The sequence below is a fragment of the Pseudomonas sp. NY15354 genome, from assembly GCF_048068075.1.
In the GTDB taxonomy this organism is placed as follows: domain Bacteria; phylum Pseudomonadota; class Gammaproteobacteria; order Pseudomonadales; family Pseudomonadaceae; genus Aquipseudomonas; species Aquipseudomonas guariconensis_C.
The window spans coordinates 1-14,009 of record NZ_JBLUPV010000034.1 but is presented as its reverse complement, the minus strand read 5'-3'; the positions used below and the strand labels follow the sequence as shown (position 1 = coordinate 14,009).

At 61.6% G+C, this 14,009-nt stretch carries 11 protein-coding genes and 3 pseudogenes; 6 read left to right on the top strand and 8 right to left on the bottom strand.

The genetic code is table 11. The features are described 5' to 3' along the window. Positions 1-3 precede the first annotated feature (3 nt). Positions 4-1,089 carry a methyl-accepting chemotaxis protein gene (locus ACNFCH_RS22670; RefSeq protein ID WP_416743981.1) on the bottom strand — a complete coding sequence of 362 codons (1,086 nt, stop codon included), beginning with the start codon at positions 1,087-1,089 and terminating at the stop codon, positions 4-6. A gap of 201 nt (positions 1,090-1,290) precedes the next feature. Next, positions 1,291-1,512: pseudogene (locus ACNFCH_RS22665) on the bottom strand (PAS domain-containing protein); the annotation flags it as partial. A gap of 292 nt (positions 1,513-1,804) precedes the next feature. Here ACNFCH_RS22665 and ACNFCH_RS22660 point away from each other — a divergent pair. Beyond that, positions 1,805-2,419 (top strand): recombinase family protein, encoded by a 615-nt coding sequence (locus ACNFCH_RS22660; RefSeq protein WP_416743929.1) that lies wholly within the window; start codon positions 1,805-1,807, stop codon positions 2,417-2,419. A 206-nt stretch (positions 2,420-2,625) separates the two neighbouring features. On the opposite strand, the gene ACNFCH_RS22655 is transcribed toward ACNFCH_RS22660, so the two are convergent. Beyond that, on the bottom strand, positions 2,626-3,639 hold the full coding sequence (locus ACNFCH_RS22655) for an AraC family transcriptional regulator ligand-binding domain-containing protein (RefSeq protein ID WP_416743927.1): 1,014 nt from the start codon (positions 3,637-3,639) through the stop codon (positions 2,626-2,628). Between the two features lie 124 nt (positions 3,640-3,763). Here ACNFCH_RS22655 and ACNFCH_RS22650 point away from each other — a divergent pair, with 124 nt between their 5' ends. Both ACNFCH_RS22650 and ACNFCH_RS22645 read left to right on the top strand, forming a co-directional pair. Beyond that, complete coding sequence (locus ACNFCH_RS22650; protein WP_416743925.1) at positions 3,764-5,428, top strand: GMC family oxidoreductase; 1,665 nt, start codon at positions 3,764-3,766, stop codon at positions 5,426-5,428. Between the two features lie 4 nt (positions 5,429-5,432). After that, the gene (locus tag ACNFCH_RS22645; RefSeq protein ID WP_416743923.1) at positions 5,433-6,263 is read left to right on the top strand and encodes an SDR family NAD(P)-dependent oxidoreductase; all 831 of its coding nucleotides are present in this window, start codon (positions 5,433-5,435) and stop codon (positions 6,261-6,263) included. Between the two features lie 13 nt (positions 6,264-6,276). On the opposite strand, the gene ACNFCH_RS22640 is transcribed toward ACNFCH_RS22645, so the two are convergent. Further along, positions 6,277-7,464: an MFS transporter gene (locus tag ACNFCH_RS22640; RefSeq protein ID WP_416743979.1), complete on the bottom strand. Its 1,188-nt coding sequence runs from the start codon at positions 7,462-7,464 to the stop codon at positions 6,277-6,279. Between the two features lie 109 nt (positions 7,465-7,573). On the opposite strand from ACNFCH_RS22640, the gene ACNFCH_RS22635 reads away from it, so the two are divergent. Next, entirely contained in the window at positions 7,574-8,491 is a 918-nt protein-coding gene (locus ACNFCH_RS22635; RefSeq protein WP_416743921.1) for a LysR family transcriptional regulator, read from the top strand. On the opposite strand, the pseudogene ACNFCH_RS22630 reads toward ACNFCH_RS22635, so the two are convergent. Then, positions 8,488-8,865, bottom strand: a pseudogene (locus tag ACNFCH_RS22630) (winged helix-turn-helix transcriptional regulator). The gene ACNFCH_RS22635 and the pseudogene ACNFCH_RS22630 overlap by 4 nt on opposite strands. A gap of 104 nt (positions 8,866-8,969) precedes the next feature. Between ACNFCH_RS22630 and ACNFCH_RS22625 the strand changes: the two are divergent. Then, complete coding sequence (locus ACNFCH_RS22625) at positions 8,970-9,998, top strand: zinc-dependent alcohol dehydrogenase family protein (protein ID WP_416743919.1); 1,029 nt, start codon at positions 8,970-8,972, stop codon at positions 9,996-9,998. A 138-nt stretch (positions 9,999-10,136) separates the two neighbouring features. Here the strand turns inward: ACNFCH_RS22625 and ACNFCH_RS22620 are convergent, their stop codons facing one another. The 3 genes from ACNFCH_RS22620 to ACNFCH_RS22610 are packed head-to-tail and all read right to left on the bottom strand — an operon-like array spanning position 10,137 to position 13,838. Continuing rightward, entirely contained in the window at positions 10,137-11,804 is a 1,668-nt protein-coding gene (locus ACNFCH_RS22620; protein WP_416743917.1) for an acetolactate synthase large subunit, read from the bottom strand. Beyond that, positions 11,801-12,883, bottom strand: a complete 1,083-nt coding sequence (locus ACNFCH_RS22615; RefSeq protein WP_416743916.1) for an alpha-hydroxy-acid oxidizing protein — start codon at positions 12,881-12,883, stop codon at positions 11,801-11,803. Before ACNFCH_RS22615 ends, ACNFCH_RS22620 begins: the two co-directional genes overlap by 4 nt. A gap of 10 nt (positions 12,884-12,893) precedes the next feature. Next, entirely contained in the window at positions 12,894-13,838 is a 945-nt protein-coding gene (locus ACNFCH_RS22610) for an aldehyde dehydrogenase family protein (protein ID WP_416743914.1), read from the bottom strand. Between the two features lie 33 nt (positions 13,839-13,871). Between ACNFCH_RS22610 and ACNFCH_RS22605 the strand changes: the two are divergent. Next, a pseudogene (locus tag ACNFCH_RS22605) lies at positions 13,872-14,009 on the top strand (IS3 family transposase); the annotation flags it as partial.

Below are 14,009 nucleotides of genomic sequence, written 5' to 3'. Positions count from 1 at the left end.
ATCCTACCTATTAAAACGCTCAACAATTGCATGCAACCCACGAGAAGCACTTTTTAGTTCGTTGCCACGAAGCACTGCGGAGTTAGCATTTTTTGCGGTTACATCTACAGTACCTGCTACACTGTTAATTTGCCGAGAAATGTCTTCGGCAACGTATGCTTGCTCTTCCGAAGCGGCAGCCATTTGCTGGCTCATTGCGCTGATTCTCTCAACAGCCTCTCGAATTCCTTGGAGAGCGCTCTGTGTATCCACAACGTGCTGCACACCACACTCAGCCTCATGAATACCAAGCTTGGCAATGCTCACCGCTTCATCTGCCCCCTTTCTGAGGGTTTCAATGACGCCTTGAATATGTTCGGTGGAGAGCCTGGTTTTACTTGCTAGCGCGCGAACTTCATCAGCTACCACAGCAAAGCCGCGACCTTGTTCGCCAGCCCTAGCAGCTTCAATCGCAGCATTAAGCGCAAGCAAGTTTGTTTGATCGGATATAGCTTGAATTACACCAGTGGCGACCATGATTTGCTGAGTTTCACTTGCAAGCTTATCTACGGCTGCACTAATATTTGTCACGGTGCTAGCTAGAACTTGAATTGCATTTCGAGAAATTTCAGCTATCTCACCTCCCTGCTCAGCTAGTTTGCTTGCAGTGTGTGCTTCAGTTGCTGTTATTTGAACGTGCCCCGCAACCTCACTTATTGAAGTCGCCATTTCTGTTATAGCGATTGCTGTCATGTCTGTTTCAGCTTTCTGCTTTAGCAAAGCATGCTCAGTATTATTCGAGAGCTGACTGGTATGCCCGGCAGCCTCAGCTACCTGGCTGGCCAAGTCACTTAATCGAGTCAAGGCTGTTTTTAGACGTGCCTCCTCGCTAATTAAGATCATTTCCAGCTGTGCTTGGCGCCCTTGCAAGTCGCTATATGTAATGGCGCACATTGAGTCCGAGAAAGCTTTCGGGGTGTTTTTAATAAGTTTGCCAAGGAATAATTCCTGCTGCTTATTAGCCCACCATGTCGTAGCAAAGAATAGAAATACCGTTACTGTAGCAGCCGCCAGGCTCGGAAGTACACTGGCACTAATAACTGCCAGCATGCCTGCTAATGTGGGGACGGCAATTTTTCTCAAAAGCACCATGTAATAATGGCCTTTAGGGATAGCGTTTTTCCCCTCTCGCAGCCGCCTGTATAAGGTTTCTGCACGCTTTACTTGAGCGCTAGTGGGTTTGATCCTAACTGACTCATATCCAGCTAGTCGCCCATTTTCTAGAATCGGAGTTACATAAGCACTGACCCAGTAGAAATCACCATTCTTGCAGCGATTTTTGACTATACCCATCCAGCTCCTCCCTGATTTCAAGTAGCTCCACATCAGTTCAAAGACAACTTTAGGCATGTCGGGATGGCGAACCAGATTGTGCGGGCTACCCAATAGCTCTTCACGAGAGTAACCACTTACCCTAACGAAGTCATCATTACAGTACAGTATGTTTCCATTAACATCTGTAGCAGAAATCAATCGTTGCTGCGCCGGGAATGTTTGTTCAACGGTTGTTATAGGTAGATTTGAGCGCAAAATTAACCCCCAACGGTGCTAGTGGCATCATGCCACCCTAGCATGGTAAACTCTACAATTCCACGCTCAGGCTTGTACCTGCAAGGTGTTCATGAGAGTAGCTTGGTCTATGTTAACTTAAGGTATACCTAGGGTGATACGGTCGAGCTTAGCCAGCACCAGCATTTTTGCTTGATATGTAACACCCAAAGTGGAACACTGATAGGAGAACACCCTAACTGATACAGGACGAGTCATGTTCATACGTGTCTACCTTCGTGCATCGACAGACGAGCAGGACGCCGGTCGCGCCCACGACTCGCTGGAAAGGTTCGTTCAGGATCAAAACAAGGCTATTGCTTGTGAGTACATAGAGAATGCCAGTGGGGCTGCATCGGATCGTCCTGAGTTGTTGCGTTTGCTGAAGGATGCTGGAAAGGGCGACGTTCTGTTGGTTGAGTCCATTGATCGTCTCTCCCGTCTTCCTGTCGACGATTGGAACAAACTCAAAGCAGCCATAGATGCTAAGGACCTTCGCATCGTCGCTTTGGACCTGCCCACAAGCCACCAGGGTTTGCGCGATACCAACGGCGACGACTTCACGAATCGTATGCTTAGCGCGATCAACTCAATGCTCGTGGAAATAATGGCGGCGATTGCTAGAAAGGACTATGAGCAGCGCCGAGAACGCCAGGCACAAGGCATTCAGAAAGCTAAAGCAGCTGGAAAGTACCAAGGACGCCCGGTGGATGCAGAACTGCACAAGCGGGTCAAGGAACTACTGGGAGCCGGTATGGGTATCCGAGCCACGGCTAGACACGCTAATTGCTCGACCACTACCGTGCTACGCATCCGCGATACCGTAGGTTGAGACTGACGCCGAGCAACGAAAAAGGCCCGTATAGAACGATCTATACGAGGTCTTATCTTTTGCTGCTGCACCCACCTTGCACCCACGCTGCCAAGGTAGCATCTAGAATTATGAGGTAAGCTCTTGATTTATATTGCGTCTCTCGGGGATTCGAACCCACGACCCTGCCTTCGGAGCACACGAAGATGCGCAAACCTTTCGTCATCCTACTGCACTCGGAGGGCACGCATGGCCCTGGGACTGCTGCCGAACCAGCGCGTGCAACTGCGTGAAAGCACCGAGGCCTCGGCGTAGCCGAGGAAGTGAGCGATCTGCGTCAGTGACGGCCCACCGGGTAGCGCGATCAGTGCTTTGAACTGCTCCTGGCGCACGTTATCGAGAAGTTCCGCGAAACTGGTGCCTTCGGCCCTCAGGCGGCGCTGCAGGGTGCGCGGATGCAGGGCCAGGCTGCGGGCAATCGCCTCCTGCGTTGCCAGCCCGCTACCGAGCAACTCGCCGGCCAGGCGCCGCACCTGCTCGCTCAGACGTGTTGCGCTGGGTCCGGCGTAGCGTTGCAGGTAATCCAGGGCCAACTGCTTGATCTGCGGGTCCTGCTCGCCCAGCACCACCTCCAGATCGCTGGCAAGCAGCTGCACACTGGCGCTGGCGGCCATAAAACGCACCGCACAGCCGTAGGCCCGCTGGTAGACGGCGAGATCCGCCGGTTGCGCCTGCGGCAGACTGACCTGCAGCGGTTGTACGCGATCGGCGGTCAGTTGCCTGAGGCACTGGCAGATGATGCTCAGCGAGAGGCTGGTGATTTGCAGGCGGGCGGCCAGGTTGACCTGGCGGATGTCCAGCTGCAGATTGATCCTGTCCGGCTGCTCGGCATCGGCTTGCAGTTGCAGGCTCAGGGCCGGGCTATGTACGAACAGGTAGCGCACCCCCAGCTCGATGGCCTCACTGACATGCCGCGCCTGGCGCAGCAGCACGGCAATCGGACCGAGAATGCCGATGCCCTGGACATGCGCCAGGCGCAGTCCGAAATCCGCGCAGTGGCCCAGCACGGCGGACTCTTCCAGCAGGTTGATAAAGGCCGGATAGGAAATCAGCCGGTCCGGCTCGTGTAGGGCCGCCAGTGGCAGTTCGAAGCGTGCCAGCAGGGCTGGCACATCCAGCCCCAGGCTTTGAGCCAGCGGCTGGTAACCGGTCAGGGCGGCGGCGCGCACGAAAACGCTCATGACTGTTCGCTCATATTTTTATTTGTCGTGAAATGTCATGCAGGTGTCCGAAGCTGTCAAGACCTCGCCCACCAGTCAACGCATGATTCGGAAAACTCCAGCTTGGCACAGGCGAGGTAAGACAATGGCAAGCGCAACAGATACCTTCGATTTCATCGTGATCGGGGGCGGCCCCGGTGGCTGCGTCACGGCGGCGCGGCTGAGCGAAGTGCCGGACTGTCAGGTGCTGCTGCTGGAAGCCGGCCCCGATCGTCGTGGCCTGCTGGCGGACAATCTGGCGCTGGGCACCCTGGCACTGGTGCCGCGCAAGAGCAGCAACAACTATGGGCTGAGCACCGAGACGGAGGCCGGCCTCAATGGCCGCCGCGATTTCCATCCACTGGGACGCGGCCTCGGTGGTGGCTCCAGCATCAACACGCTGATGTACATGCGCGGCAACCAGCAGGACTACGACGACTGGGCCACCATGGGCAACGCCGGCTGGTCGTGGGATGAGGTGCTGCCGTATTTTCGCAAGTCGGAGAACAACCAGAGTTTTCGCGACGACCCGCTGCATGGCACGGACGGGCCGATGTGGGTGGAGGAGCCGCGCACCGGCAATCCCTATCAAAAGCTGTGCCTGCAGGCCTGCGCGGAGGCGGGACTGCCGCACAATCTCGACCTCAACGGGGCCAGCCAGGACGGCTGTCGGCGCACCCAGGTGTTCATGAAAAATGGCGTGCGTTACGGCGTGGGCAAGGCTTATATCCACCCGATTTTGGAGCGCCGCCGTAACCTGCAGCTGTGGGCCGACACCCAGTGCACGCGCATCCTCTTCGAGAACAAGCGCGTCGTGGGCGTGGAGATCGAGCAACAGGGCCGGCGGCGCATCGTGCGTTGCCGCAAGGAAGTGATAGTCGCCGGCGGCGGCATTCTCTCGGCCAAGCTGCTGCAGCTCTCCGGCGTTGGTGACCCACAGTGGCTCAAGCCGCTGGGCATCGAAACGGTTCATGCGCTGCCGGCCGTGGGCAAGCACCTGCAGGATCACGCCGATGTGATCATGGGCTTTCATATCCCCGGCGACGCCGACCTGATCGGCATCTCGCCCACCGCCGCCGGGGTGATGTGGCGTGGCTGGCAGGACTGGAAGCGCGATGGCACGGGCCGCCTGGCGACCAACTTCGTCGAGGTGACCGGCTTCATGAGCCTGACGCCGCAGTCGCGCAAGCCGGAGATCCAGTACGAGTTCTTCAACGCCCTGGCCACCAACCACGGCCGCAACATGTATTTCAAGCACGGCATGTCGGTGCACGTGCTGCTGTTGCATCCGCAGAGCCGTGGCACGGTGCGCCTGGCCAGCAGCGACCCGTACGCCGCGCCGCTTATCCAGTTCAACTACCTCAGCGATCCGCAGGATCTGACGACCATGGTGGAGGGGCTCAAGCGCGTGCACGCGATCATGACCCAGACGCCGACCTTCGCCGGCCGCGTCAAGCGTGACATGCGCACCGCGCATTGCCGCAGCGATGCCGACTGGGCGCAGTTCGCCCGCGCCGCCGCCGGCACCAACTACCACCCGGTCGGCAGTTGCCGCATGGGTAGCGATGCCGCCGATTCGGTGGTCGATGCCCGCCTGCGCGTGCACGGGCTGCAGGGGCTGCGCGTGGTGGACAGTTCGATCATGCCGCGCATCGTCGGCGGCAACACCATGGCCCCGTCGATCATGATCGGCGAGAAAGGCGCCGAGATGATTCGCCAGGACTGGAACATGCCGCTGGCCTCCAACCCTGCCGACTATTACCCGGAGTAATGCCATGACGTTTGCCTGGAAAAAAGGCGCGCCACGGGTGGTGTTCATCACCGGCGGCGGCAGCGGCATCGGCCGTGAGTTCGCCCGCCGACTGGCGCAGGAAGGGGGCAGCGTGGCGATCTTCAATCGACGCCTGGCCCCGACGGTGGTCGAGGAGCTGCAGACCCTCGCGCGGTCGCCGAGCCAGCGCTTCAGCAGCTTTGCGGCCGATGTCATGGATGAGGCCGCGTTGCGCCACGCGTTCGCCGAGGCTGCCGCGCAACTGGGTTCGCCGCAGCTGATCATCAACTCGGCGGGGATCATCGTCTCCTCGCCCTTTGCCGAGCTGTCGGCGGATGACTTCGAACGGGTGGTGCGGGTCAACCTGATCGGTTCGCGCAATACCAGCGCGGCGGCCTTGCCGTACCTGAGTCCCGGCTCTCACCTGGTGCTGGTGGCCTCACTGGCCGGGCTATTGGGCAACTACGGCTATGCCGCTTACAGCGCCTCCAAGTTCGGCGTGGTCGGCCTGGCCCGGGTGCTGGACATCGAACTCTCCCTGCTGGGCGTGGATGTCAGCGTGTGTTGTCCCGGCGTCATCCTCACTCCGATGGTGCAGGCAGAGCACGAGGTCGAGCACCCGCTGACCCGCGCGCTGGCCGAGTTCCCCGGCGTGCTGGATGTCGAAACGGCCTGCCGGGGCATGTTACGCGGCATCGCCCGGCGGCGTTTCGAGATCGGCGTGGGGCTGCTGCCCCGGCTGACCGCCTGGGGCTACCGCCATGCGCCCGGGTTCATGCGCCCGCTCAGTCACCTGCTGACCAGGTGGTATGCGCGCCGGCTGCGCACACGCTAACTGGCCGCATCGATTACTTGCGATTCATCGCCCAGGACATCGCCAATGCGAGTGCAGCTATCGCCGTGCCAACCCACCCCAAGGAAACCAGGCCAAGGTGCTGAATACTCACGCTACCTACCGCCGCGCCGAGGCCAATACCGCCGTTGGCGGCCGACACATTCAGCGTGCCGGCAAGCGCCTGAGCCTTCGCCCCGGCCATCATGACCCTCACCTGGCAGACAGGAAACAAGGCGGTGTAGGCGATCCCCCAGGTCGCCAACGCCACTACCAGCAGCCAAAGTCTGTCTGCCGTTGGGCCAACCGCAGACATCCCCGCCCCCAGCACGATCAGAAGCACCATAGTTGCCCCTAAGGGGCTACGCTCGACCAGCCGACCACCGATAGCGTTCCCGATCATCCCCACCGCGCCAAAGCCCATCAGCCACCATCCCACTTGCTCACTCGGGATCCGGGCAAGTCGCTCAAGCATGTCTGCCAGGTATGTGTAGGCGGTGAACATTGCGGTAAATACCACGACGGAGAGCACGACATGGAGGACAAAGCGTGAATCCTTCAGGATCGCACTTTGCCGCTGCCCAGCCTGTTGCGCGGGAGCTTTGGGCAGTTGCGGCATCAGCCGCCACATCAGCACGGCAATCACCAGGCACAACCCTGCCAGGATCCAGAACGTCCCGCGCCAGCCCACCGAGGCGGCCGCCAGCGTACCGAGCGGAATACCAAACACAAACGCGGCAGTGATGCCCAGATAGACGCGCGCAACGGCTTTTCCTTCGTTCCCACGACCGGCCAGTTGCGCGGCCGATTCGCTCGCCGTACCCCAGAACACCGGCAACACAATGGCCGCCAAAAGTCTGGAAAAGGCCATGCTCCAAAAGCCGCTGGCCATCGTTGAAAGCGCGTTGGAAAGCGCAAAAATGACCAGAATCGCGAGAAAAGTCTTCTTGCGATCGAAGTGCGAGATTGCTGCCGTGAGAAACGGCCCGACCAGCATCACGGTAAAGGCAAACAGCGTCACTAGGTAGCCCGCGGTGGTGATGCTGATGTTCAGGTCGCGCGCCAGCCCGGGCAGGACGCCGAGAATGATGAACTCGGTGGTCAGCAGCGCAAAGGCCGCAATGGTGAGGATTAGGATACTGCCTGCTGCTCGTGTATCCGGTGCGGACGCAGCGGGGCCAAAAGTGGCTTGCATAAGGGCCAACTCCAAAGGGTAAGTAACGGAGCGATAGGCTATCCTGTACATAAAACCCTATCATTGGTAATTAATACGCAATCAATTGGAATAAATTTCAACAATGCTGGAGAGCGGAATGCTCAGCGAACGGAGCCTGAAAGGCATCGCCGTGTTTGTCTGCGTAGCCGAGGCCGGGAGTCTCACTGCCGCTGCAGAGCGCTTGAACCTCACCACATCAGCCATCAGCAAAAGCCTGGCACGGCTGGAGGAGCGTCTGCAGATCAGGCTGCTGGAGAGGACGACGCGGCGCCTGGCGCTTACCGATGCGGGTCAGACTTACTACCGCACCTGCAAGGAAGTGCTGACGGAGTTGGACGAAGCCGAAATGCAGATGCACGTCGAACAAATTGAACCTAGGGGCCGTGTTCGCATCGACATGCCGGCCTCCTATGGCAGGCTGCAGGTGTTGCCTGAAATCATTCGCTTCGTGGCGCAGCACCAGCAGATGATGCCGCACATCACACTGACTGACCGGTTTGTCGATCAGGTCGAAGACGGTATCGACATCCTGATCAGAATCGGCGGGCCGGAAACCTGGCCGGCCGGTGTGGAAAGGCGCCTATTAGGCACGCAGCGCCTGATCTTCTGCGCCTCTGCGAGCTACCTGAAAGAGCATGGGACGCCCACCTCCGAAAGCGAACTCCACCAGCATGGATGCGTGCTCTATGGAAAAACTGACGGAAGCGTTTACCCGCTCCACTTTCCCGGAGCCCATGCCAACGACGGCGAAATGCGGGTAGTATCGGGCAAAATTGCGATTGGCCACAGCGAAGGGCAGCTGGCCATGATTCTTGCGGGGCTCGGCATCGCTCAATTACCGACCTGGCTGGTCGAAGGGCATCTGCGCGAGGGCAGGCTCGTTCAGGTGCTGCCAGAGCTGAGTACGCGCGGCCTGCCCATCAACCTGGCCTGGCTCAAGAGCCGAGAAACGCTGCCCAAGGTGCGGCTCCTTGTAGATGCGCTCTACAACGGGATAGCGGAAATGGTCGGCTAGCTCACCTCTTCAGCCAAACGCTGTGCCGCCAGCCGGTTGGCTTCCACTTCATCGAGAACATCTGAATGTGTCTCTGCCCACTCGTACAGAGCGAGCAACGGCTGCACACAACGCTTACCTAGCTCCGTTAGCGAATACTCCACCATCGGCGGTACAACGTTGAACACCTCGCGGTGCACGAGACCATCACCCTGTAGCTCCTAAAGCGTCTGGATCAGCATCTTTTTCGAGATGCCCGGCATGCTGCGCTGAAGGCTGCCGGTGCGCTGCGCCTGGAAGTGCAGGATATAGAGCACCATCGACGTCCATTTCGGCGTGAGCAGTTGATGAACGCGCCGCGGCGCACAGGTTTCATTAACCACCAGATAAGTCATGGTTACCTCAAGGTGACTAGGCAACCAAAAAGTGCCTAGTAGACAAACATAGACTGAAGATTGAGCATTATGCACACCTTCTGATCCTTTGCCTTGAGGTTGCCATGTCGAAACCCACCATGCGGGCCTTGCTCCTGGAGAGCTACCAATCCGCACAATTTCGTGACGTACAGATCGAACGCCCCGCCCCAGGCCAGGGTGAGGTGCTGGTTCGTGTGATTGCCAGCGGCGTAAATCCAATCGACTACAAGATCCGCACAGGTATCGCGTCCTATGCCATGCCTGAGCTACCCGCCGTGCTGGGTACGGACATGGCTGGCATTGTCGAGTCCGTCGGCGCGGGGGTCACCACCTTCAAGCCGGGCGATGCCGTGTACGGCATGACGGGCGGCGTGCGAGGGTTGCAAGGCAGCCTGGCGCATTATCAGGTTGCCGACGCCGACCTGCTCGCGCACAAGCCGAAGAACCTGAGTTTCCGAGAAGCCGCAGCCGTCCCGCTGACATTTCTCACCGCCTGGCAAGGGCTGGTGGATGGCGCCAAACTCAAGCAAGGCCAAAGCGTCCTGATCCAAGGCGGCGCCGGGGGCGTGGGGCACATGGCAGTGCAAATCGCCCGCAGCTTAGGCGCGAACGTCTTTGCCACTGCCAGCCAGGCAAAACACAGCTTGGTCGAGCAACTGGGCGCGGTGCCGATCGACTACCACAGCAGCACGGTAGAGCAGTACATATCCCGCCACACGCAGGCCAGGGGGTTCGAGGTCATCTTTGATTCTGCTGGCGGCAAAAGCCTGGACGATTCACTGGCGGCGATTGCGCCATATGGCCACATCGCCAGCTGCGCAGCCTTCGGCACACACAACCTGGCCACCAGCTCACTGCGCTGCGCGACGCTAACCGGGGTGTTCGTGTTGTTGCCAATGCTTAGCGGCCAGGGACGCGCCCACCAGGGACAGGTGCTGGCAAACGCGACGCGACTCATCGAGAAGGGAGAAGTGCGCCCTATTCTGGACAAGCATCGCTTCACGCTCTCAGAGGCCCATCAGGCGCATGATCTTGTACAGAGTGGCCAGGCAGTCGGCAAAGTGGTTATCGAGGTCGCGAGCGAGGCAGATCAGTGGCTTGGCGCCGATTGAGCACAAGCCACGGTCGAAGACCGGCCAGCCATACCGGTGAAACGCAAACAGCATTCTTGACCTCAATGCGCTTTCAGTAACGCGACTGACGGGCAAGAGCGCTGCCAGCAGCGCGAGATCGCCTTTTTCAGGCGCCTGCTAGGGCGCGATCTTACGCTTGAGCGCCTGTGCCAACGGCCGGGGCAGATTCGGCAGCGAGCGCAACAACCAGGGCAGGACTTTGCGCTTGGCACCACTGAGCGACTCGGGCACCAGAGCTTCGATCAGGTGCGGGCCGGGGTGGGTCAGGGCATATTCAAGCGCCTTGGTGAAGTCCTCGGCGCTGTTGGTGCGCACCGCGTGCACGCCCATGCCCTGGGCCAGCTGGGCAAAGTTCAGCCGCGGCCCGTCCAGATCCAGCTGGGCGCGCGCCTTGTCGCCACCACTGCCAGCCCCCACACGCTCCAGTTCGACGTTGAGCACCGAATAGCTGGCGTTGTTGAAGATGATGTTGACCACGTGCAGATGCTCGCGGGCCATGCTCCACAACGCCTGGATGGTGTACATCGCGGTGCCGTCACCGATCAGGGCCACCACCGGCCGGTCCGGGCAGGCCACGGCCGCGCCGACGGCGTTGGGCAGGCCCTGGCCGATAGCGCCGCCGGTCAGGGTGATCAGGTCGTGGCGCGGGCAGCCGGCGGTCATCGCGCCGAGCATCAGCCCCGAGGTGATGGCTTCGTCGATCAGAATGGCATTCTCCGGCAGCAGGTGGCCGACCGCCTTGCACACCTTGGGCGCGGTCAGTTTGCCGCGAGGCCGGCCGGGACGCTGGGCGGCCTGCAACTGCGGCTGAGCCTGGCTGGCGCCAAGGGCGACGGCCAACTTGGTCAGGCTGGCCGGTGCGTCCTGCTCGGGGGAGGACAGGGTGTGCACCGTGCAACTGTCGGGCACCAGGTAGCTCGGCTTGCCGGGATAGGCAAAGAAGGACACCGGCGCCTTGGCATCGACCAGGATCAGGTGCTGAATGTCGGCCAACTGTACCCCGGCCATCTCGGCCAGGTAGGCGATACGCTCGACAGGCGGCAGGCCGACACCGCGTGTCAGGCGAGTGGGAAATACTTCGGCCAGCAGCTTGACCCCGGCCTGCGCGGCAATCCGCGCCGCCGCCAGCAGGCCCGGTTCGCGCAGCGCCTGGCCGCCGAGCAGCAACGCAGTCTTGCCGCCGCTCTGGTTGCCGTTCTGAATGGCCTGAACGATGGCCTGCACCACGGAGTCATCGGCCACCGGTGCGGCACGGCGAGCGGGCATGGCGCACGACTGAGCCCCCTCCCCCCAGGATACATCGGCCGGCAGGATCAGCGTGGCCACCTGGCCCGGCAAGCCCTGAGCGGCCTTCACCGCATCCACCGCGTCTTGGCTCAGTTGCGCGGTACTGGCGCTGGTGCGCACAAACCCCGGCGAGACGTTGCGCGCCACGGTTTCGATATCCGACTGCAACTGCGCGTCGTACTGAGTGTGGTAGATGGCATGGTCGCCGACGATGTTGACCACCGGCACCCGGCCCTTGCGTGCGTTGTGCAGGTTGGCCAGGCCGTTGCCCAGGCCGCAGCCCAGGTGCAACAGCGTGGCGGCAGGCTTGTCGGCCATGCGCGCGTAGCCATCGGCGGCGCCGGTGGCCACGCCCTCGAACAGGGCCAGCACGGCGCGCATGCGCGGTTCGCTGTCGAGCGCGGCAACGAAGTGCATTTCGCTGGTGCCGGGGTTGGTGAAGCAGACCTCGATGCCGGCATCGGCCAGGGTCTGCAGCAAGGCTTGGGCTCCGTTCATGGGCGCTCCGGTGGGGTGATGAGATGGCTGGGGTTGATGTCGGCAATTCGGCTGACGCCGGCCAGCGTCATGGTCAACAGCAGTTCGCGCTGCCAGTGCGCGAGTAGCCGGGTGACGCCGGCCTGGCCCTGCGCCGCCAGGGCCCAGACCCAGGGCCGGCCGATGAGCACGCCGCGCGCGCCAAGGGCCAGGGCCTTGAAGATGTCCACGCCGCTGCGCACGCCGCCGTCCATCAGCACCTCGGTCCGACTACCCACCGCACGGGCGATGGCCGGCAGCGCGGTGATACTGGCCGGGGCCGCGTCCAACTGGCGTCCGCCGTGATTGGAAACGACTATGCCATCGGCCCCGCTGGCAACGGCGGCACGGGCGTCATCCACCTCCAGAATGCCCTTGAGCAGCAATCGACCCTGCCACTGATCGCGCAGCCAGTCGATGTCGCGCCAGCTCACGCCAGGGTCGAACTGCGCGTCGATCCAGGCCTTGAAGGTATTCAGGTCGCGCCCGCCGGGCACCTGCCGGTGCAAATTGCCAAAGCTCAGCGGCCTGCCGCCGATGACCACGTCGCTCACCCAGCCGGGGCGCGCCAGCACTTGCCGAGCACGCAACAGCGCGGCCCGCGCACTGCTGGCCGCCATGCCGTTGCGCACGTCGCGCCAGCGCATGCCGGGCAGGGGCAGATCGACGGTGAATACCAGGGTGCGGCAGCCGCCGGCCCAGGCCGCCTCCAGCAAGGCGCGGACGGCACCACGGTCGCGCAGCATGTAGAGCTGGAACCAGGGCGCCTGCCCGGTGGCGGCCACCACCTCGGCCAGCGGACAGATGCCGACGGTGGACAGCGTGAACGGCACGCCTGCGGCCAGCGGCGGGGCACAGGCCTGCCCGGCGAGCTGGCTGCGGGTATCTACTTGCGCCACGTCGAGCAGCACGCGCTGGCGCAACCTGATGGCGGCAAAGTCGGCGACATTGGCGGCCAGCGTGGCTTCGTCGCCCGCACCGCCCTCCACATAGTCGAACAGAAAGCGCGGCAGTCGGCGCTGTGCCAAGACACGCCAGTCGGCAACGGTGGCGGGATACATGGGCGACTCCTCAGCGGTTACGCCAGAGCATGATATCCAGCATCTTGCTGGGCAGGCCACCGTAGGGCGGCTGCAGAAAACTCACGGTGCGCAGCAGGCCCTGCTGGAATACCGGGCGCAGCTTGGAGAAGGTCAGGAAGCCTTCGCGGCCGTGGTAATGGCCCATGCCGCTGTGGCCCACACCGCCAAACGGCAGATGGTGCTGGCCGGCATGCAGCAGCGTGTCGTTGAGCGTAACGCCGCCGGAGAGGGTCTGGCTCAGTACCTGCTCCTGCAACGGGCGCGAGTGGCTGAACAGGTACAGCGCCAGCGGGTTGGGCCGCTCGTTGATGTAGTGCAGCACCTCATCCAGGTTGCGGTAGCTGCGAATGGGCAGCAGCGGGCCGAAGATCTCGCGCTGCATGACCTGCATGCCGTCGTGCACGTTGAGCAGCGCCACCGGCGGCATGATGCGCCGCCCCGCGTCGCCGGCCTGGCCGGGGCACAACGGCACGACTCGCGCGCCCTGGTCGATGGCGTCCTGCAGCATGGCTTGCAGGCGGTCGTACTGGCGCTGGTCGATGATGGCCGTGTAGTCGCCGCTCAGCAGGTCGGGGTAGCGCTGCGCGACGATCCGCTGCGCGTGGGTGATGAAGGCCTGCTCCTGACCCTCGGGCACAAACAGGTAATCGACGTTGGTACAGATCTGCCCGGCGTTGAGCATCTTCACCCAGAGGATGCGTTCGGCAGCCGTTTGCAGAGGATAGTCGGGCGCGACGATGGCCGGCGACTTGCCACCCAGTTCCAGCGTCACCGGAGTGAGGTTGGCGGCGCAGTTGGCCATCACCGCCTTGCCGGTCTGCGGCGAGCCGGTGAAGAACAGATGGTTGAACGGCAACTGGGTGAACAGCGGGCCGATGCTCTGGCCATCCTCGCTCGCGTCGCTGAACTGATCTTGCCCAGTCCCAGTGGACACCCCGTTAAGCGATAAACTGCAACGAGGTGAATCATGGCAAGACAAGCAACCCCAATGAAACAGACCCGCACCCGCCATTCCCAAGCCTACAAGGACGAAGCGCTGGCTTTGGCCGAGCGCATTGGCGTCAGCAAGGCTGCCGAACAGCTCGGCCTGCATGCTTCCCAGCTC

Coding starts and splice junctions, on each gene's coding strand:
- ACNFCH_RS22645 (WP_416743923.1), top strand. CDS start 5,433: ATGACGTTTGCCTGGAAAAAAGGCGCGCCACGGGTGGTGTTCATCACC.
- ACNFCH_RS22660 (WP_416743929.1), top strand. CDS start 1,805: ATGTTCATACGTGTCTACCTTCGTGCATCGACAGACGAGCAGGACGCC.
- ACNFCH_RS22670 (WP_416743981.1), bottom strand. CDS start 1,089: ATGCTGGCAGTTATTAGTGCCAGTGTACTTCCGAGCCTGGCGGCTGCT.
- ACNFCH_RS22650 (WP_416743925.1), top strand. CDS start 3,764: ATGGCAAGCGCAACAGATACCTTCGATTTCATCGTGATCGGGGGCGGC.
- ACNFCH_RS22615 (WP_416743916.1), bottom strand. CDS start 12,883: ATGTATCCCGCCACCGTTGCCGACTGGCGTGTCTTGGCACAGCGCCGA.
- ACNFCH_RS22655 (WP_416743927.1), bottom strand. CDS start 3,639: ATGAGCGTTTTCGTGCGCGCCGCCGCCCTGACCGGTTACCAGCCGCTG.
- ACNFCH_RS22635 (WP_416743921.1), top strand. CDS start 7,574: ATGCTCAGCGAACGGAGCCTGAAAGGCATCGCCGTGTTTGTCTGCGTA.
- ACNFCH_RS22625 (WP_416743919.1), top strand. CDS start 8,970: ATGTCGAAACCCACCATGCGGGCCTTGCTCCTGGAGAGCTACCAATCC.
- ACNFCH_RS22620 (WP_416743917.1), bottom strand. CDS start 11,804: ATGAACGGAGCCCAAGCCTTGCTGCAGACCCTGGCCGATGCCGGCATC.